Here is a 20,616-nt window from a genome sequence, read left to right on the forward strand (position 1 = left end):
TACCTTGTTAAAAAAGCCAGGTTAAACAACAATTTCACCACTTAGAGCGAGCACAATCCCAACCAGCTTTAGCAATACCCGCGGCTGCGCCACGGGACCCCGCCTACTATTGCTCCAGAAACTGCCCCTCCTGGGTTGGCTGCTCTAGGCTTTAGGATAACCCAAAGAACTATAGCCTCCTGTCTTCTCACTCAGTTTTCTTTTTAAACGGGTTAATCACGCTAAGCTTCACATTCTTTGATTTAATGTAACGCGCGTACACATAAACAACAAACATCAAACAAATCCAATTTCTAACCATTCTATAGTCATCATCTGTATGAACAAACGCTACATAATAAGAAACAAAGAGGCTAAAAAACAGCTCTGCAAGAACATCAAGGACCAACCAATAATATTTCTTTGTAGTAACAAAGAGAACCATCAAAAATGTCAAAAAAACTTGGCCCGTTAGAATAGCAAAACCAAACACCGCATAATCAAACATTTTTTTCACTGCCTCCCTGTTTGCAAAACCTATCTGTTGATAGATTTCTCGAAGGTCTGATAAAAGCAGTGATGACACAAAAAAGATGCCTATGGCAAACCCACAGCCAATACAAATGCTTAAATCTAGCACTGACATAGATTTTTCCTTCAAAGCTTTAGCAATTAGGACATAGCGAGCCCCCCCTATCATCAACGGAATAATGAAAAGCAGATAAATATAGCTCGAAAGCTGCAGATCAAAAAAATCTAACAGAACGTCATCACTCATAACAATAAAACCAGCTGCGATGAAAAAAATGGGGCAACTTGCGATAATGGCCAAACTAAAGCATTTTATATTGTTTACTATATTGGGTATAAATTCAATGCAAAAAGAAAGAAAGAACATAATTATAGCAACATGAGAAGATGTTATCGGCACACTGACTATATACTCAAAATACTCAAAGGCATAAATGAGAGGAGGAATAACCAATGCCGCCACTATGAATGCAACTATGTTCTCCCTGCCTAACATGCTTTTTCCATTAATAGCAATAGTTTTGAGGAATAGATACAACATGCCAAACCACAGACAAAAATAAACGAGCACTATACTAAACTCGCCCATAGCTCCTCCTGTGTAATATTCTAAACATAAAGGTGGCACCTTTTACAGTACCACCATTCTAGGCTTTAGGATAACCCAAAGAACTACATCAAAAGTGCATCAACATCCCACCACCTGAATTAGCAAAAGATTGACCCAACAACTGTGTGCCACACTGGGCAGCAGCCACACCATAACCAGCATAACCGCCTATGGTGTCTCCGAATTCATTGCCTACAGCTTGCCCAAAGCTTGCTACGGCCATGCCAGTCATAGGATTACGCCCCGCTGCCCATCCTAGGAAAAAACCACTCGCAAGGCCAACCTTACCACCATGCTTGCTACCAAACGCACTACCAGAGTTATATTTGCTACTAAAATTATCGGCACTGCAATAATCGTGCGAACGACTTGAACTTCCCATTTATTTTCTCCAATTTAGTGTATAAATAAATCCCCCAAGGTTACTTATGTCCCCGCGCCAAAATGGCTTACCCATAATTAACCACCGAAACACCCCTGGAGATATGAATGCATTTTCATGCAAGTTCGCATTTATAATATATAGTTGACAAAATCAAGGGTATTGTGTCAAAAATATGTCATATTTTAGTAAATTTATGCTTACTTACTTATTTTATGTGTTTAAACTTAATGGTTTATATTATGAGCAATAATAATGAAAGTCGAATAAGATTCTCTTAGTTTACAAAATATACTAAAAGTATATAAATATACTGATAGAGATATTTATTGTTGCAATTGCAATCAGAATTATAGATTTAGTTAACCCGTTTATATTTCAAGCGATTATTGATCGTATCATTCCGTTTTGGGCAAAATTTGAGGAAAATCATCCGCGCAAGGTCTCTGCTCCGTGACGGCTCACACGCAAAAAAGCCCGCCAAGCACGGCTTTTAACCGCCTCACAAAACGCCAAAAATAAGAATTAGAAAAGTTGTAACAAGATAAATGGTACGGTTGGTGGGATTTGAACCTACGACCTCTGGTGCCACAAACCAGCGCTCTAACCAACTGAGCTACAACCGCGTAAAAAGAAAATGTATCATAACTGTTCACGATTTCGTAAACATTTATTCTTATGCTTATGTGACATAAGGAAAATCAACAAAGTTTGCAAGCCCCTTTAAAAAAATCTCGCAATTTTTTGTGAAGAAAAAAGCGTTTTTACAAAGGAAATTTTGCCCAACGCTCAAGACTGTGATCACGATAGCCTTTTATGTTATCAACACCGTCTTGTTGCATCATCTGCAAAATCTCTTGCAGAATAGTTATAGCAAGATTTGGACCTTCATAAACCATCCCACTATATAATTGAATTAAATCTGCACCAGCTTTTACTTTTTCCAAAGCGGTTTGTGCGTCCTTTACACCGCCAACACCAATAATTGCAATCTCCTTCCCTAATTTTTGACGCATTTTTGCAAGCACAATAGTAGAACGCTCAAAAAGTGGACGTCCAGAAAGCCCCCCCTCTTCATTACTGAGGTGACTATTGCTAAGACCTTGGCGTGAAAGAGTTGTATTGGAAACAATCAGTCCATCAAAATCAGAAAGTTTTATTTCTTCTGCAATATCATCCAATTCTTTCTCTGATAAATCTGGAGCAATTTTTAAAAAAATGGGAATGGAAAATCCATGCTTTTTCTCTTGCTCCTTTCGCGCTTGCGAAACTGCACTCAACAAAAGATGCAAACTGTCACGGGACTGTAAATCACGTAAACCTGGTGTATTAGGAGAAGAAATATTAACCGTAAAATAATCAGCAACATCATAAAAATGAGCAATACCAACAGTATAATCATCAATCTTATCGACCGTATCCTTATTAGCTCCAATGTTAACTCCTACAACACCAGTTTTTTTACACGCGCGCAATCTGTTGTAAACAACTTGATGTCCGTCATTATTAAAGCCCATTCTATTAATAATCGCTTCATCTTCTTTTAAACGAAAAAGCCGTGGTTTAGGATTTCCAATCTGAGGCTTTGGTGTCACTGTCCCAATTTCAGTAAAACCAAATCCTAAACGAAAAATACCATCCACAACCTCTGCATTTTTATCAAACCCCGCTGCGAGACCAATAAAATTTTCAAACTCAAGCCCAGCAACAGTTACACACAAACGTTTATCGATAACCTTTTGACAGCCATTTAATCCACTTTTCAGCCCGAGAATCGCTAAACAGTGTGCTTGCTCTGGATCCAACATAAATAAGGCAGAACGGCCAATACAACGAAACAAACTCATCAATCCTTCTCCACAACATAAAAATAATCCATCGCACCTCACCTATATCTTTTAACACAAAAGATCACCAATCAAAGAGAGCATATTATCCAAATAATATTCCCCTTCTAGAAGAAAATTCATCACATAATAGCCATACATGTTTATATTAATGTATACTGTGTAAAAAACTTTTTATTCTCAAAAAACGTTTCTCTTTTTCGGCATTTTTCAAAGATTAAAACGTGAATCCTAATCTTATAAAATGCAGCATGAATTGAAACATCAATGGCTCTTCACTATAGCCATGGTTTTGTGACATCTCATGCAGACAAGCTCATAATTCTCTTAAAAATGCACGCAAATTATCCCTATTCCCAAAGTTCCTTTGTGTAATATTGTTTCCAATAGAAACAGAGCTTGCTCTATAAAGCTATTTTTTCCTAGCATTTATAGAATACATGGTTCATAAAATTATCTAAATTCATACTATTGTTGCGCTATTTATTAGCAACAGGATATTCAATCATTTGTACTCTATTGATAAATTTTTGAAGAAACTGCATTGTTTGCTTTGCCATTTCTGATGCGCTAAATACAATTTTGCATCTATAAGTGCTCTGTCTAAAATATAGTTTAAGTAATGACAGTTGATCATTGAACTCCCACCTATCATACCAACGATTTCCAAACCAAAATGATCTTGCAAACCCTAGAGCTCTGCTATTTATAAACTAATACAATCTTCCAGTAGATGAAATGTGTTTCTTCCATCAGAATTATCGCCATTTTAGCTCGTGCACCCCAGTAAAAATAGCTTTTAGATAAGCCATAATGCCCTCCTCCTAATTGCTATTATCGCTTACTGAATTAAGAGGAATTAAATTATAAGTTTTCTCCTGCCTCATCTATCTATTTCTTCCATCAGTGCTGAAATATATTTTTTATTTCCAAATTCTCTTTTTATAACAATACGTTATACCAATATATGCACTTCATCTGAGAAGCGTCCTGATAGCTCAACTTTCAACGCTGCTCATTTTGTGGTATTCTGTAAAAATCTTTCTTTTTAATATTATCATAAAAATCTTGAGGCAATTATATAAATTAAGCTACGGTTTTCTACTTTCTGTTGAAAAAAGCAGATATAGTTTTTATCAAAAAAGCTTTTCTCTCAGAAATGTTCTATGTACATTCAAATAGAGCCCTAATGCTCTTTATTAAGCCTTATAAAGTTCTTTGAAAATAATATTAATATTGTAATATAATCCTAAAAATAAAATCTGCCCTTTCCTTTTTCATCAAAAGCGGTAAGTAAATTACCGTATATCGCTTACATAAAGGGGAAAACGCAATGCTGAAAGAATTCAAAGAATTTGCCCTAAAAGGTAATATGATTGATCTTGCTATCGGTGTGATTATAGGGGGCGCTTTTGGTAGCTTGGTCAACTCAATTGTCAATGATATTTTTATGCCAATCATTGGACTGATTACAGGTGGAATTGATTTTTCTAATATGTTTATTCAACTTGCTGGCGAAAAACAAGCAACATTGAGTGCCGCCAAAGCAGCTGGAGCAACCATTAGCTATGGACACTTTATTACTTTACTTATCAATTTTCTCATTATTGCTTGGGTTCTTTTTTTATTCGTTAAAGCTATGAATAAAATCCGTAGAAAAGAAGAAGAAAGCCCCAAAAAAACGTCTTCAGAAGAACAACTTTTAACAGAAATTAGAGATCTTTTGGCTAAGAAAAAATAATTTTATGAAAGATTTACATCATGGAACACGAGGAAAAAACATTTCCACAGTTGTTCCATGATTGGGTTTTGAGAACAATAAAAATTGTCCTCCTCTTTCTTCCACCATTGCTTTACACATTGGGAGGCCTAAGCCTGTTCCTATAAAAGCGCTATCACCAGATCGGCCATCTTTGCGCTCTACTTGACCATAAGGTTTCAGTGCCTGTACAATCTCTTCTTCGTTCATCCCTATACCATTATCACTCACTGAAATTTTTACACGTTCTTTTCTATAAGAAACGTGAACAATGATCTGTCCACCCAAAGGTGTAAAACGAATAGCATTGGAAAGAAGATTCCATATAATCTGGCGAAACACTTGTTGTGATACAGGAATAAATGGAACGTGAGGTGGAGCAACAATGCGCATGATAATGCCGTTCTGATTGGCTTGAGTTTCAAGAAAAGCTATCGTCGCACGTAAACAAGATATCACATCAAATGTTTCAGAAATAATGGAAGAATCAATCTGGTTATTGGAACCAGAATAATTTATCTTCGAGCACTCTAGTAATTGATTAATCAGCAATAATATATGTTTTCCAGAGGAAATAATATCGCGTAAATATCCACGATAGCGCTCATTTTCTATCGAACCAAAACGGCCTTCTCTCATAATTTCTGCAAAACCAATAAGAGCATTCAAAGGTGTTCGTATTTCATGAACAACCCCAACAATTTTATCCTCTTCTGCTTTTTTTCCTCCTGATGGAACTGTTTGTGTCCTATCACGCAACATAATAGCATAATTGCCTTGCTGTGCCAAAAATACAATCGTTATCAAAACGGTTATATTTTTATGATTTTTCGTCATTAAATCAGCTGTTTCTCTGCGATTTAAAACCTGATTTTTCCCCTCCACACGGATTGATTTAAAATATTTTTCAACGAAAAATCGGCTTTGCAAAGTAAATAATGAAGAGAGTGGCTGTCCTCGTAGTTCATTTATTTCATAACCCATCAATGCTAAGGCTGCCCTACTTGCTGATTGAATAAAGCCCTCTTCATCCAACCATAAAACACCATCTGTTGCTGTATCCAACAATGATAAAACTGCTGCGGGCTCTTTTACGAGAGCTTGTTCTATAGCATTTACCGGCAATGTTTGTGTATATGGTAACTGAATAGCTGTTTCTTCAACTAATTTTTTTTCTTTTACCGATGAATTCAATTCATCACGTAATTTCTCTGCAATTTCATGAAAAGCTGAACGTTCTATCTCCGTAAGACATGGCATTTCTGTTTCCAGCTTTTCATCTCTTTTTTCTTGGACTTTTTTTCGTATTTTTAAAATACCAAAGCCACGAAACCCCTTAAGCTGCTTTTTAACATCAAAAATTGGCAAAGCCGACAACTCAACATCAAGCCATTGTAAGCAACCATCAACAGGCCATTGAACAATCTCTTTACTCCAAGGCATAGCAGCTTCAATAAAATGACTGAGAACCAGATATCGATCATCATTAAATTGATGAGCAAGCTCACGAAAGCTACATCCTAAAATAGAGGAAGAGAGAGGACCAACAACTTCAGCTAGCTCTTTTGAGACTTCACAAAATAAACCATTATGATCGATTTCCCACGTAAAAGGCCGAGGCAAAAGCTCTGGTGTAAAACGAAAAGCTTCTTGCTGACATTTTAATTCATTTGTATTTAACTTCAATTCATCTGCTTTTAATGGCATAACTAAAACTAAAAAGTGTTGGATTTACTCTCAAATGAATAATGCTAATTTGTTTACAATTACCTGTTCTGGTTAAAATAACTTGATATCTCATATCAATTGTCTGTAGCAAAATTTTGACTGTTTCATCAACAAAACAAGAATAAAAAGAATCCTCCAACTCCTGTTGCTTATTCACCCATTATTGTAACAAATCTTGTTACAATAATGGTAACATCTCCCTCGCATAAATAGTACTCAAAAAGAATACACTTATTTTACGCATTCATGTGCCTGTTTTAAAAAGATATCTCCCAAGCTCCCCAAGCTTATTTTACGACGGCATCCGTAAATGGTATAATGTAAAGTCCCCCATAACAGATAGCAAGGCATTGTACATTACATTTTTATGCTTATAAAATAGCTGGTTAAAACCATCATTATACTAATTTTAACCCCTAATGTTGTTACCAATAGTTCTTGGCATTTGAAGGCGTTCATAAGCAGCATTTTTATTTCTTTTTTTTTACTTTTTTACCCCTACATTATTATGATACGCAAGAAAATCGTTTTATTTGTTTCAACAGAAACAGATTTGAAATGAAAAAAAATTACGATATTTGAAATTTTTATTCAATATTTACAATGATAAATTATCATTATAAATCAATAAATCGCATTATAAAAATAGAAATAAAAATTTCTTTTTCACATAAAGTTTCTCGTAAGAACACCTTTCTTGTGCCAATAATATCAAATGATGACAAATTTAGTATAGTGCTTTAAAGCACCCAATGCAATAAAACTTGCATATTGGATACTCTTCTTATGATGCTCTCCATAATTCCCAAAAGACCTTTCTTTCATCAGAACCGCTATAGAAGAGAAAACAAAAATTATCTGTTCTCATATAAAGATTTGTTTAATTTCTTTACATTCCAGATCATCTAGAAATGTTAAAAATATCTCCCCTTTTGGTATCAGCAGTCAAAAGATCGCTTTTGCTTTATTACTCTCCACTCAATTTTTTAATATTATTATAAAAATAAATACATGGTCACATCTGCTTTGAAAAAATAAAACAAGCATTCGCTATTTAAATAATAACTGTCAAACATTTTAAAAATCGCATATTTTAAATCGCACATTTTAATGTGCTTTTTTATTTCCCTGCATTGAGTAAAATTTCACGTTTTCCCACATGATTAGCGGCTCCAACAATGCCTTTTTCTTCCATCCGCTCAACAAGAGAAGCTGCTTTATTATAGCCGATTGAAAGTCGGCGCTGAATATAAGATGTTGAACATTTTTTATCACGCATAACAATCTTTACAGCTTGATTATAAAGCTCCTCTCCCTCTTCATCAAAATTTTCTTCCTCAGAAACTTCAACCGTTGAATCGGCAGAAGCATCCTCTTTGTTATCGTCTTCGTTATCTGTGACGGTTGCTAAATAATCAGGTTTTCCTTGCAGTTTAAGATGTGCAACAATAGATTCAACTTCTTCATCAGAGACAAAAGGTCCATGAACGCGTACAATACGCCCCCCACCTGCCATATGAAGCATATCTCCTTGACCTAAAAGCGTTTCAGCACCTTGTTCACCTAGGATCGTACGACTGTCAATTTTTGATGTCACTTGAAAAGAAATGCGGGTAGGAAAGTTCGCTTTAATTGTCCCTGTGATAACATCAACAGAAGGGCGCTGCGTTGCCATAATAAGATGAATACCAGCCGCACGCGCCATTTGTGCTAAGCGCTGAATGGCATTCTCTATTTCTTTCCCTGCCACCATCATGAGATCAGCCATCTCATCAACAATCACAACAATATAAGGAAGCTGCGTAAGATCCATGGCTTCTTCATGATAAAGCATTTCCCCTGTTTCCTTATCAAAACCCGACTGTACAGTACACATGATCGTTTCACCTTTTTGAGCCGCAAGTGCAACGCGTGCATTAAAACCATCGATATTACGTACACCTAACTTAGCCATTTTGCGATAACGCTCTTCCATTTCACGAACCGCCCATTTTAAAGCTGTTACCGCTTTTTTAGGATCTGTTACAACAGGTGTTAAAAGATGTGGAATGCCATCATAAACAGAGAGCTCTAGCATTTTAGGATCAACCATGATCAAACGACACTGTTTTGGTGTCATACGATAAAGAATCGACAAAATCATTGTATTAATTGCTACAGACTTGCCTGATCCTGTTGTTCCTGCAACCAATAAATGAGGCATTTTTGCTAATTCTACAATGACCGGCTCACCACTAATCCCTTTCCCCAAAGCAAGAGCAAGTTTAAATTCACTTTCACGAAAAGAACGTGTTTGAATTAATTCCCGTAGATAAACGGTTTCACGAACCGCATTGGGTAACTCAATCCCTATAACATTCCGTCCAGGAATAACAGCAACGCGTGTAGAAATAGCAGACATAGAACGCGCAATATCATCAGAAAGATTAATAACGCGCGATGACTTTACACCCGCAGCAGGCTCAAATTCATACATTGTAACCACTGGCCCTGGATGTACATGGATAACTTCACCCTTAATGCCAAAATCTTCCAAAACACTTTCCAAAAACCCAGCACCGCGTTCCAATGTTTCCTGAGGAATCATCGTACCTTCATGAAAAACAGGTTCCTGTAATAAATTGATCGGAGGAAACTCATAAGCATCACTGTAAATAGATTGAATATTTTGCATAAAAGCAGAATCATAATTGCTTAATGGCACGCGGGCAGATTGCAATATTTTCGTTTTACCGTTTGCTTGCATCACAGACAAATCTTTTAAATTTGGTGTGACATTCTTTGTTATGCAATCGACAATATTATTGGTTTTTTTCGTCTCTATACTAGATTCAGCGTCGCTTAGTGCCTCAATATCGTTTAACGCCCTTGCATTACTTAACGTATGAGCGGAATCTTCAACAGAAAGCTTAGAATGACATTCTTTAGTAATATCATTATTTGTATGCATTAAATCAGAAATTTGCTCAACGCCTCGCATCCTTTCCGCTGGAGATTCCGATGTAATGGAATCATAGAGTTGCGGAAAGCGGTATTCGAGAACACGGTAAAGAGCAGTTATTGACTCATCAAAGACAGAAGGAATATCGGATGTAATTTTATTTGTCGTGTCAATCGATGTTTGATCCTCTTTTGAAGTTTGAGTATCCATATGTTCAAATATCAAAGATACGCATTCAAAAAATGCATCATCGGAAAGATGCCAAGCAGGATTCATTTTTTGTAGCACATTTTCTACTTGTAATTTATGCTCTTGTTTACCCTCCTCAAGAGGGATATTTTCTGATGCTATACGAGTAACTTGTCGTGACAACTGCTTCAAAACTGTTGAATGACAAACCGACGTTTTATTTTCTATTGATTGAGGATTAATGACTTTTTTTGTCGATGAAACGCTTGTTGTTTTCTTGTTACAACGTACAATATCTGTATCTGTATCTGTAATTTTTTTTTGATCTTGCTTCGTAAAAATTTTAAACTGCTTTGCAAAAACTGGATCTGTTTCTATACGACGACGCAAAATCTCAACTTCTGGGGTTCGCGTGAAACGGACATTTTTTCCGAGGGTAAATGCCTTTTTCCATACTTCCGGATAAGGAAATATCTCAGTAATCTTAACAGATAAATCTTCTCTTGATGCACCTTTCGTACCATCATCAGAAAAAGAAGACGTAGAAATAGATTTTGTTTTCGAATTATGCATGGCACCCAACAAATTTATAGCAATGAGAAAAATAACCTTTTCAAAAAGAATTCGTAGAAACTATCATACGAAGGTTAATAACCTTTTGCTGATGGTTACTTTTTAATGAAAAAAATAATGCCATAATGCATATTCATAATCTCCCTTCTGCGTATTTACGATATAAATTGCCTAGTTTATGGTGTCATAGAGCTCGTATTTCATTTGTTTTAAAGAAAACTTCATGATAAAAAAGCTTCAAGAAAATTGTCTATAGCTCTCTTTCTCTCCCATTTCATAAAAGCAATTAGTCCCAATAATACAAATGGGTATATAAGCATTGCTCTGTTGAATTCTCCATGCTCAATTATCATGATACAATCTAATTTCTCGCGTTTTTATAAGATTACCCTTGTTATCCTCGTTTAAAACGGCTTAGACTAAGATAATCATAATTAAATAAACACAAATAAAAAAAAGGGAGTGAATTATGTCTAATAAACGGAAATTTTATATCAATGGTCTATGGGATGACCCAAGCACTCCTCACGATTTTGACGTCATTAATCCATCAACAGAAGAGGCTTGTGCTGTCATTAGCCTTGGAAGTACAGAAGATGCCGATAAAGCAATTAACGCGGCTAAAGAAGCGTTTCAAAAATGGAAAACAACGTCACCAAGTGAGCGTCTTGGGTTCGTTGAAAAAATTCTAAATATCTATGAAAAACGTTCTAAAGACATGGCAAAAACCATTTCAATGGAAATGGGAGCACCGATTGATATGGCACTTAATGCGCAAACCGCAACTGGCAGTTCCCACATTCGCAATTTTATCGAAGCTTATAAAGAGTTCTCGTTCCAAGAAACTTTAATAAAGGGAAATGAGCAAGCAATTCTTCACTACGACCCTATCGGCGTCGTAGGATTAATTACGCCATGGAATTGGCCCATGAATCAAGTAACTCTTAAAGTTATCCCTGCTCTCTTGGCTGGCTGTACCATGGTATTAAAGCCCTCTGAAATTGCGCCTCTTTCTGCTATGCTTTTTGCTGAATTTTTAGATGAAGCCGCGCTCCCTGCCGGTGTTTTTAATTTAATCAATGGTGATGGTGAAACTGTCGGCTCTTACCTCTCAGCACATCCAGATCTAGAAATGATTAGCTTTACTGGTTCAACTAGAGCAGGAAAAGATATTTCTAAAAATGCTAGCGCTACTTTAAAAAGAGTCTGTCTAGAACTTGGGGGAAAAGGAGCGAATATTATCTTTTCTGATGCCGACTCAGATGCTATTCAACGTGGTGTGCGACATTGCTTTTATAATAGTGGACAAAGCTGTAATGCACCGACTCGTATGCTTGTGGAACAAAGCATCTATGACAAAGCCATAAAAATAGCTAAAGATATTGCAGAAACAACAAAAGTAGGACCAAATTGCCAAGAAGGAAATCATATTGGTCCCGTCGTTTCAAAAAAACAATATGATAAAATTCAAGATCTTATCCAATCGGGAATTGATGATGGTGCAACTCTTGTTGCAGGCGGAACTGGTTTACCAAGAGGAATTGAACGCGGTTATTATGTCCGTCCAACAGTCTTTGCTGATGTAAAACCTCATATGCGTATTTTCAAAGAAGAAATCTTTGGTCCAGTTCTCTCGATTCTTGCTTTTAATACAGAAGAAGAAGCTGTCGCTTTAACGAATGACACTGAGTATGGTCTTACAAACTATATTCAATCACAAGATCGCAACAAATGTCGTCGTATTGCGGCACAAGTACGCTCTGGTATGGTAGAAGTTAACGGACATGGATTACCCAGTGGAAGCTATTTTGGAGGTGTAAAATTTTCTGGACGCGCCCGTGAAGGGGGACATTGGGGAATTAAAGAATTCCTCGATAGTAAAGCAATTTCGTACTGGTAAAATCTTATTAAAAACTTAATAGGAATCGTATGGTAATACAAAAAATAACGGATGAAGGTGCTCTTGGGCAACGTCTTGATCAGTGGCTAGCAAAACAATATCATAATGTGTTCTCACGTTCACGTTTGCAAACCCTCATCCGTGAAGGCTATCTTAAAATTGATGGTCAATTCATAAAAGAACCAAAAACAAAATTAAGACCTAAGCAAATAATTGAATTGGCAATGCCTGACCTTCGTGATGCAGAACCTAGTGCTGAAGCTATTGCATTGGACATCCTTTTTGAAGATGATCATATCATTGTTATTAACAAACCAGCAGGTCTTGTTGTTCATCCTGGCAATGGAAATTGGACCGGTACGTTGGTTAATGCCCTTATCTATCACTGCGGTAATAGTTTATCTGGTATAGGTGGTGTTAAACGCCCCGGCATTGTCCATCGTCTCGATAAAAATACAAGTGGTGTTATGGTTGTTGCAAAAAATGATCTGGCTCATAAAAGTCTCAGTGCTCAATTTTCTGATCATGGACGTACCTGTGCATTAGACCGACGCTATCATGCCTTGATTTGGGGGACACCTCACCGCAATGTTTGGACAATTGATGCATCACTTGGCCGTTCGCCCCACAACCGAACAAAGCAAGCTGTTATCCATAAGCAAAACCCTTATGCTCGTCATGCTGTTACACATTTTTCTTTGCTAGAAAAATATGGCTCTCATGCAAACTCAACATCTTTTGCTAGCCTTCTGGAATGTCGCTTGGAAACTGGACGCACCCATCAAATCCGTGTTCATATGGCTCATATTGGGCATCCACTCATAGGCGATACAGTTTATGGAAACGCTTTTAAAACAAAATCAAACGCATTCAACCCCACTATTAGAAATGCAATCGATCAATTCAACAGACAGGCACTTCATGCCGCAAGTCTCACTTTTGAACACCCTTCTACCGGTAAAGTTATGTCGTTTTCCGCACCACTACCTCAAGATATGGCTAAACTTATTAAGCATTTTAAAAAAATGAATTGAAACTTTTCTCCTTCTCAAGATTTCACAATAAAATATCTTTTTTTGAACAAAATTGAAAAATATGCTAAAGTGAATGTGCACAGGTATTACTATCTGAAACATAGAATTTGCCTTATCAGGGAATTCAGACAAAAGGAGGGTGCTATTATGGCCCATATGAATTTGTTATCAGTAACCACAAGCGATGGCGGATTAAACCGTTATTTGGAAGAAGTACGTCGTTTTCCAATGCTTGATCCAAAAGAAGAATATATGTTAGCTCAACGTTACCGTGAGCATAATGATTTAAAAGCAGCGCATAGGCTAGTAACCAGTCATTTGCGTCTTGTAGCTAAAATCGCGATGGGATATCGCGGCTATGGACTCCCCATTGGGGAAGTCATTTCAGAAGGCAATGTTGGACTCATGCAAGCTGTTAAGCGTTTTGAGCCAGAACGTGGTTTTCGTCTTGCAACCTATGCAATATGGTGGATTAAAGCATCAATCCAAGAATATGTATTGCGGTCTTGGAGTTTGGTGAAGATGGGGACAACAGCTAATCAAAAGCGCTTGTTTTTTAACCTTCGTAAATTAAAAAGTAAACTTCAAGCACTTGATAACGGTGATCTCAATGCAGAACAAGTAAAAGAAATTGCAACTCAGTTGAATGTCTCAGAAGATGAAGTTATATCAATGAACCGCCGACTTGGTGGTGACACTTCACTCAACGCACCCCTTCGTACAAAAGAAGGGGAAAACAGCGAGTTGCAAGATTGGTTGGTGGATGAATCTAACGATCAAGAACAAGTTTTAATTGAAAAAAGTGAATTGGAGAATCGTCGTTCCATGCTTATAAATGCCATGGACAATCTCAATGAACGTGAAAAACGTATATTCAAAGCACGTCGTTTAAACGATATACCATTAACTCTAGAAGAACTCTCTGGTGAATTTAACATTAGTCGAGAACGAGTAAGGCAAATTGAAATGCGTGCATTTGAAAAAGTGCAAAATTCTATCAGAGATTCCGCTTTATCTCAAAGTCAAATATAAGACTCTAGAATTAGGTATGAAGCCAATTGTTTGCGCATTTTTAAAGTAGAAATGAGAAAAGCGTATGTTGGCTTTGTACTTGTAAATTAGTCTGTAGAATCCTTTGAGTTATAGTATACAATTTTATTGAGCGTGTTTGATATAACTAATAAAAATCAATATCGAGAAATAACCTTTTATTTTATTTGCATCTATGTTTTATTTTTCTGATCAAGAACTGTTAACTTATCTTGTTGTGCAAGCCATTGTCCAATAACTTTATTGAAAATAGACTCACCTGTTGGCCCTTTTGCAAAAGTTAATTCATTTATACGTCCGTTTTTATCCGTTAACACTAAACGCACCCAATCTAATTCTCGCATCAATTGCAAATTTCGATCAAGAAATGGATGATTACCACTCAATGCAACAAGAAAAAAATCATCGTTAATTTTTGTAGAAATAGTTCTTACTAAAGGCTGCCCAATAGATTGTTCACTTGCTTTAAAGGTTAATGCTTGAACACTGCTTATAGCTTTACCTGAGAATTTATCAGAAAGAATAAAAATAAGATCCATAATATATGCAGCAGGAAATGACCGATCGGTATTGCGACGTAAAATTAACCGTAATGATAGCCCTTCATCAGGAATTGTTATATCACCTTGTATGGCTGTTTCTTCTGGAGCCCCCTTCACATAAGACTCCTTTATAAGCGTCCAGCGAACACTTCCGGTTGCTATCTTTTCTGCATCATAATTTGTACGTGCTTGATAAAAAACAGCTTCACCTAATTTATCAAGCGATTGCAAATTGCTGGAAACAACGGTTGAGATTCCTTCTTCATCCGAAGAATCTGTCGCTTGTTTTAAACCGACATCAATTTCACTCCCATCCTCTAATAAACGTTGTGTTAACTTTCTCTTAACCGAAAGTGCCTTTGGTACTTCGTGAGAAACTTGAAGATTTTCTCCTAACACTTGATGATCATTTGATACAAATACACGCCCACCAATAAAAAAAATACCAATAGTAAAAACAGCAAAACTAACAATAGAAACAGCACTTATCACAATACGCCTTTGCACCAATGATTTATTAGCACGACGTAAAGCCTGAGAAAAAATATGCGAAACAATATGAGGATTATCTTCTTGCGACGAAGAAATCTTTAACTCACAGCTATTAACATGCTGAGAAGGTACATCAGCCTCCATATTAACAGGCTCTGCATCTGGTATATCTGATACCCAAGGCTCATCAAATAACTTGCTATCCTTTGGATGTGTAACAAAATCCTGCTTTCTTTTTATGTCTACCACTGAAAATTCATTATTCTTTTGTAATATAGTTTTTTTTGTATATTTCTTATCTTCATTTACATTTGTGGAATCCCACCCAATAACTGAAGAAAGCAACTTCTTTTCAACTGCTAAATATTCTTCTTCAACAGTTGCAATAGCACTCTGAAGAATCTTTCTTTGTTCATCTGCTATTGCTTGTGGTATTTTTGCTGTTACAAATTGATATTCTAGTGTTTCGATAGCCCGTTTATAAATCCGCTTACGCACTTGTGGTGTAACATTATTTTGTGCATTAATTGCCTTTTTTAAGATTCCAACGAAATCTACCATTTCCTCTATAATCTCTCTTAAACTAAGCAAAGAAACCCTAGCACTCAGGCTAAAACAGCTTTATTTTAGGCTCATAAGTTTATTGTCATTTATATTGGTACAACTATTGTCATAGTGTAAAATGAATATGAAAAATAAACAATGTCATTTTACACCTTTCTTTCACGCACTCTTAAAAACTCTTTTTGTTAAAAGATATAGAAGTGAACAAAAGATCTATATGGAAGCCTAAAAATAATAATCAATTTGCAAAAGGATCTGTAATAAGAATAGTATCTTCACGTTCTGGACTCGTAGATAATAAAGCCACTTTTGTGTTAATCAGTTCTTCAATATAGCGTATATATTTAACAGCCTGCATTGGTAAATCTTCCCACCTCAATGCATGGGCTGTTTTTTCCTTCCAACCTTCTAATGTTTCATAAATAGGCTTCACACGGGCTTGGGCTCCCATGGAAGAAGGTAAATAATCAATCCTTCTACCATCAAGCTCGTAACCAATACAAACTTTTATTTCATCCAAACCATCCAAAACATCAAGTTTTGTCAATGCTATACCTTGAACACCGCAAACTACTACCATCTGACGGACTAAGACAGCATCAAACCAACCACATCGACGCTTTCGACCCGTTACAACACCAAATTCATGCCCACGCACTCCCAGAAATTCACCAATATCATTTATCTGCTCTGTAGGAAAAGGTCCTTCTCCAACACGTGTGGTATACGCTTTTGTAATACCCAAAACATAATGAATTGCACTAGGTCCCATCCCTGAACCTGTACATGCCTGCCCAGCAACCGTATTCGATGATGTTACGTACGGATAAGTCCCAAAATCATTATCGAGTAAAGCACCTTGCGCACCTTCAAAAAGAATGTGTTTCCCTCCTCGATAACCTTCATCTAAAAGACGCCACGTACAATCCATAAAGGGCAAAACTTTATCCGCAACTTGCATCAATTCATCATAAAGCGCTTGAGAATCAATCTCTACAACACCCATCCCACGACGCAAAGCATTATGATGCCTCAAAAGCCGCTCAATCTTAGCCATAAGTGTATCTTTTTCTGCTAAATCCATCACTCGGATAGCACGACGTCCCACCTTATCTTCATAAGCCGGTCCAATACCACGCTTTGTTGTACCAATCTTTAAACCAGATAAACCGCTTTCTCGAATTGCATCAAGATCACGATGCAAAGAAAGAATCAAAGGAGCATTTTCAGCAATACGTAAAATTTCCGGTGTGATTTTCACGCCCTGATCACGTAGCTTTTTTAACTCTGCTACAAAATGATGGGGATCAACTACAACACCATTCCCAATAATTGATAACTTCCCACGAACTAGACCCGATGGTAAAAGTGATAATTTATAACTAACTCCATCAATAACCAATGTGTGGCCAGCATTATGCCCCCCCTGATATCTCACCACGATATCTGCTCGCTCAGACAACCAATCTACAATTTTACCTTTGCCTTCATCACCCCATTGTGTACCGACAACAACTACATTGGCCATAACTTTCTCCGTCGTGTTTAGTCAAAAAAACCAGCATTCAAAAACAAACACTTCTTTATAACGAAACCTTAGAGCAAGTGCGACTCCTCATTTCAGATTTTTCTCAATCTTCAAGTTATTAAATTTTCAAATTTTAACGATAAGCAAATATCAAAATATTTTAAATCTGTCATTTTTGCTACAAAAAGTAAAAAAATAGAGATTTTAATTTGTGCGTATCCAACACCTGACAGAGCATTTATTCCTCCTCTTAATCTTTTACAATTCATGTAATATTTAGAGGCTGTTTGTCTGATACAAGAATACGAAAGATCATCATAATCTCTCGTATCCTTTTTCTGTTTAAAAACACCCTGTGAAAATCACCAGTAATTATTTAAAGCTGTGCTTTTTCAAATTGGAACGCCCACTCAAGCCATTGTGTTAAAATTTCAAGATCGGAAGCCTCAATTGTTATACCCGCCCAAATTCGAAGCCCCGGAGGAGCATCGCGATACGAACCAATATCATAAGCAACTCCTTCCTCATCAAGACGTTTCACAACCGCTTTTATGAAAGATACTCGCTTTTCCGTATCCAAAGCAGTAATCACTGGATCCACAATATCTAAACAAATAGCGGTGTTAGAACGCACTTCAGGATCTTTTGCCAAATATTCTAGCCATGGTGTTTTGCGAACAAAAGCATCAAGTACAGAAAAGTTTTTCTCCACCCGTGCTCTTAATGCCGCTGCACCTCCTAGAGATTTTGCCCACTTCAACCCATCAAGAAAATCCTCAACACAAAGCATAGAAGGTGTATTGATTATCTTTCCTTTAAAAATATCTTCGTTCAATTTTCCATTCTTTGTCATATAGAAAAGTTGAGGCATAGGCCAAGCTGGAACATAATTCTCAAGCCTCTCAACAGCACGAGGACTTAAAATCACCATACCATGCGCAGCCTCACCTCCCAAAACTTTCTGCCATGAAAAAGTAACAACATCTAATTTTGAAAAATCAAGATATTGCGCAAAAGCTGCAGATGTTGCATCACAAATGGTCAATCCAGCCCGCTTATGGGGAATGAAATCTGCATTAGGAATACGCACACCAGAAGTGGTCCCATTCCATGTAAAAACAACATCACGATCAAAGTCAAGTTGTGTTAAATCTGGTATTTCACCATAAGGAGCTTCAAAACGACGCACATCAGAAAGCTTTAATTGCTCGACAACATCTTTATTCCACCCAAATCCAAAACTTTCCCACGCCGCCATATCAATGCCACGCTCACCTAATAGAGACCATAGAGCAGCCTCAACAGCACCGGTATCTGAACCTGGCATAATTCCTATACGATGATCAGAAGGAACCTCAAGAATCTCACGGGTTAAATTAATAACTTCAGCAAGTTTTAATTCTGCTTCTCTAGATCTATGTGAACGCCCAACTAATGCATTTTTAAGAACATCAAGAGTCCAACCAGGCCGTTTGCTACAAGGACCTGAAGAAAAATTAGTATTATTGGGACGACTGCTTGGTTTTTGTAACATTATCATTATTTCTCCCCTTTTAGATGTTTTTTTCTTTATAAAGAAAAACAAATTATTATAAAGACTAATCAATAATCTTTTTAGAAAAAAGTCAAAAATATTTTCTATTATTTCGTATGCTTAAAATTCACTGAAACTTTATTAAAAAAACTTTCTTAATCATGCTTCTCGATTGATTCTTTTAATTTTTTGTATCATCACCACGATAAGACATTATTCTACTAACAATACACTAACACGTCCAATATGCCTATCAAATTTATTTTATGATAAAGATTCATTGATAAGTCTCTAGAATAGGGAGATAAACTTATTAAAAAATCAATTATTTTTCTTTTGATGACTGGACAGAGAAAATTTTAATGTTATAACCGCAAGCGCTTTATATTTTTTATGAAGCATGCCCAGATAGCTCAGTTGGTAGAGCAGCGGACTGAAAATCCGCGTGTCCGTGGTTCGAATCCGCGTCTGGGCACCACTTTTTATTTTTCCTTATTTAGTATCTTGTTTTATTATATTTTTAAAACATGATGGATTCGTAAATAAAGGTTAGGGAATAGGATTTTGTGACATGCTTCTCAATTATTGCGAATCAGTTTTTTTAAAGGGCATAATCAACTTCTTAATTAAATAAATCTGAATGCGTACCTGTCCTATCAAAATGGATACGCTTTTCATCAACTATATAAATTAATAACCAATCGGGTTCTATATGAAGATCTCGACGAGGCTTCTAGTTTCCTTGTAATGTATGATCATTTAAAATAGATAGCAATTGCTTCTTATGAATTAGAAGTTGCATCACTCCTGTGAACTTTCGCATATCTTTTCCACGCTTTTTTGCTCATTTTACATCCTTTTTAAACTTTCCTGAATAACTCACTGAACGCATAATCAGATATCCAGTTGCTTAATCAAATCAGCAATATTTTCAGCATAAAAAAACATCTTCATTGCTATCGCTTTTATGAAAAATTTCAAGCGTTTCTTTATTGAGTATCTTATTATTTTCAACGTACACACAAATAAGATCACGTAAAATTTGAGATGCTGGACGGTGTTTTATTTCAGCTATAGCCATAAATGCGCTTTTTAGATTCATATCTACTTTAGCTGCTATAAGTCACTTTTTTCACTCATAATATTTCCTCTTTAAGAATTTTAATGATTAACATTATTTAGCTTAGTTAAAACATTTAACTTAGTTAAACATAGTGTTACTTATCATTAATATTAATTTCTTTTCTTAAAGAAAAAGTTTTTCAACTTTTTGTTAGCCACTTTTTGAGGTGTGAGAAGATACTTTCTAGAGTATCCATAAAGCGGGCAAAATCGATAATAAACACAAAGACAATGAAGGCAATCAATTTCATGATGCGTGACATCATCTTTAAGCCTTGATAGGTCTCTATCATCTCATGAAGGAGCTGTTG

The 20,616-nt window shown here is 36.3% G+C and carries 13 protein-coding genes, 2 tRNA genes and 1 pseudogene; 5 read left to right on the forward strand and 11 right to left on the reverse strand.

The annotated features are described in order from the left end of the window. Positions 1–187 precede the first annotated feature (187 nt). From ACFIJ9_RS03585 to ACFIJ9_RS03600, 4 genes are all read right to left on the reverse strand, one after another. Positions 188–1,006: a hypothetical protein gene (locus tag ACFIJ9_RS03585; RefSeq protein WP_375635818.1), complete on the reverse strand. Its 819-nt coding sequence runs from the start codon at positions 1,004–1,006 to the stop codon at positions 188–190. A 181-nt stretch (positions 1,007–1,187) separates the two neighbouring features. Next, positions 1,188–1,502: a hypothetical protein gene (locus ACFIJ9_RS03590; protein ID WP_375635819.1), complete on the reverse strand. Its 315-nt coding sequence runs from the start codon at positions 1,500–1,502 to the stop codon at positions 1,188–1,190. Between the two features lie 549 nt (positions 1,503–2,051). Next, positions 2,052–2,128 (reverse strand) — tRNA-His (locus ACFIJ9_RS03595). Positions 2,129–2,266: 138 nt separating this feature from the next. Further along, positions 2,267–3,349, reverse strand: a complete 1,083-nt coding sequence (locus ACFIJ9_RS03600) for a quinone-dependent dihydroorotate dehydrogenase (RefSeq protein ID WP_375635820.1) — start codon at positions 3,347–3,349, stop codon at positions 2,267–2,269. A 1,333-nt stretch (positions 3,350–4,682) separates the two neighbouring features. Between ACFIJ9_RS03600 and mscL the strand changes: the two genes are divergently transcribed. Continuing rightward, a complete protein-coding gene (gene mscL, locus ACFIJ9_RS03605) occupies positions 4,683–5,090 on the forward strand; it encodes a large conductance mechanosensitive channel protein MscL (RefSeq protein ID WP_026500234.1) in 408 nt (135 codons plus the stop codon). Positions 5,091–5,108: 18 nt separating this feature from the next. Here the strand turns inward: mscL and ACFIJ9_RS03610 are convergent, their stop codons facing one another. Together ACFIJ9_RS03610 and ACFIJ9_RS03615 are read right to left on the reverse strand one after the other, a co-directional pair. Then, positions 5,109–6,815, reverse strand: a complete 1,707-nt coding sequence (locus ACFIJ9_RS03610; protein WP_375635821.1) for an ATP-binding protein — start codon at positions 6,813–6,815, stop codon at positions 5,109–5,111. A 1,141-nt stretch (positions 6,816–7,956) separates the two neighbouring features. Continuing rightward, complete coding sequence (locus ACFIJ9_RS03615) at positions 7,957–10,539, reverse strand: DNA translocase FtsK (protein WP_375635822.1); 2,583 nt, start codon at positions 10,537–10,539, stop codon at positions 7,957–7,959. A 469-nt stretch (positions 10,540–11,008) separates the two neighbouring features. On the opposite strand from ACFIJ9_RS03615, the gene ACFIJ9_RS03620 reads away from it, so the two are divergent. From ACFIJ9_RS03620 to rpoH, 3 genes are all read left to right on the forward strand, one after another. Next, complete coding sequence (locus ACFIJ9_RS03620; RefSeq protein ID WP_375635823.1) at positions 11,009–12,439, forward strand: aldehyde dehydrogenase family protein; 1,431 nt, start codon at positions 11,009–11,011, stop codon at positions 12,437–12,439. Between the two features lie 29 nt (positions 12,440–12,468). Beyond that, positions 12,469–13,473: an RluA family pseudouridine synthase gene (locus ACFIJ9_RS03625; protein ID WP_375635824.1), complete on the forward strand. Its 1,005-nt coding sequence runs from the start codon at positions 12,469–12,471 to the stop codon at positions 13,471–13,473. Positions 13,474–13,620: 147 nt separating this feature from the next. Further along, a complete protein-coding gene (gene rpoH, locus ACFIJ9_RS03630; protein WP_375635825.1) occupies positions 13,621–14,505 on the forward strand; it encodes an RNA polymerase sigma factor RpoH in 885 nt (294 codons plus the stop codon). A 191-nt stretch (positions 14,506–14,696) separates the two neighbouring features. On the opposite strand, the gene ACFIJ9_RS03635 is transcribed toward rpoH, so the two are convergent. The 3 genes from ACFIJ9_RS03635 to ACFIJ9_RS03645 form a co-directional block, all read right to left on the reverse strand. Beyond that, a complete protein-coding gene (locus ACFIJ9_RS03635) occupies positions 14,697–16,118 on the reverse strand; it encodes a hypothetical protein (RefSeq protein WP_375635826.1) in 1,422 nt (473 codons plus the stop codon). A gap of 241 nt (positions 16,119–16,359) precedes the next feature. Next, entirely contained in the window at positions 16,360–17,649 is a 1,290-nt protein-coding gene (locus ACFIJ9_RS03640; RefSeq protein WP_375635827.1) for an adenylosuccinate synthase, read from the reverse strand. A 376-nt stretch (positions 17,650–18,025) separates the two neighbouring features. Further along, positions 18,026–19,189 carry a phosphoserine transaminase gene (locus ACFIJ9_RS03645; protein WP_375635828.1) on the reverse strand — a complete coding sequence of 388 codons (1,164 nt, stop codon included), beginning with the start codon at positions 19,187–19,189 and terminating at the stop codon, positions 18,026–18,028. Between the two features lie 396 nt (positions 19,190–19,585). Between ACFIJ9_RS03645 and ACFIJ9_RS03650 the strand changes: the two genes are divergently transcribed. Then, positions 19,586–19,661 (forward strand) — tRNA-Phe (locus tag ACFIJ9_RS03650). Positions 19,662–19,805: 144 nt separating this feature from the next. Here ACFIJ9_RS03650 and ACFIJ9_RS03655 read toward each other — a convergent pair. Together ACFIJ9_RS03655 and ACFIJ9_RS03660 are read right to left on the reverse strand one after the other, a co-directional pair. Further along, positions 19,806–19,898, reverse strand: a pseudogene (locus tag ACFIJ9_RS03655) (type II toxin-antitoxin system mRNA interferase toxin, RelE/StbE family); the annotation flags it as partial. Positions 19,899–20,114: 216 nt separating this feature from the next. Further along, entirely contained in the window at positions 20,115–20,264 is a 150-nt protein-coding gene (locus tag ACFIJ9_RS03660; RefSeq protein WP_375635829.1) for a hypothetical protein, read from the reverse strand. Positions 20,265–20,616 lie beyond the last annotated feature (352 nt).

Origin of the sequence: Bartonella sp. MR90HLJMH, from assembly GCF_042194115.1 — a bacterium.
Taxonomy (GTDB): Bacteria; Pseudomonadota; Alphaproteobacteria; order Rhizobiales; family Rhizobiaceae; genus Bartonella; species Bartonella grahamii.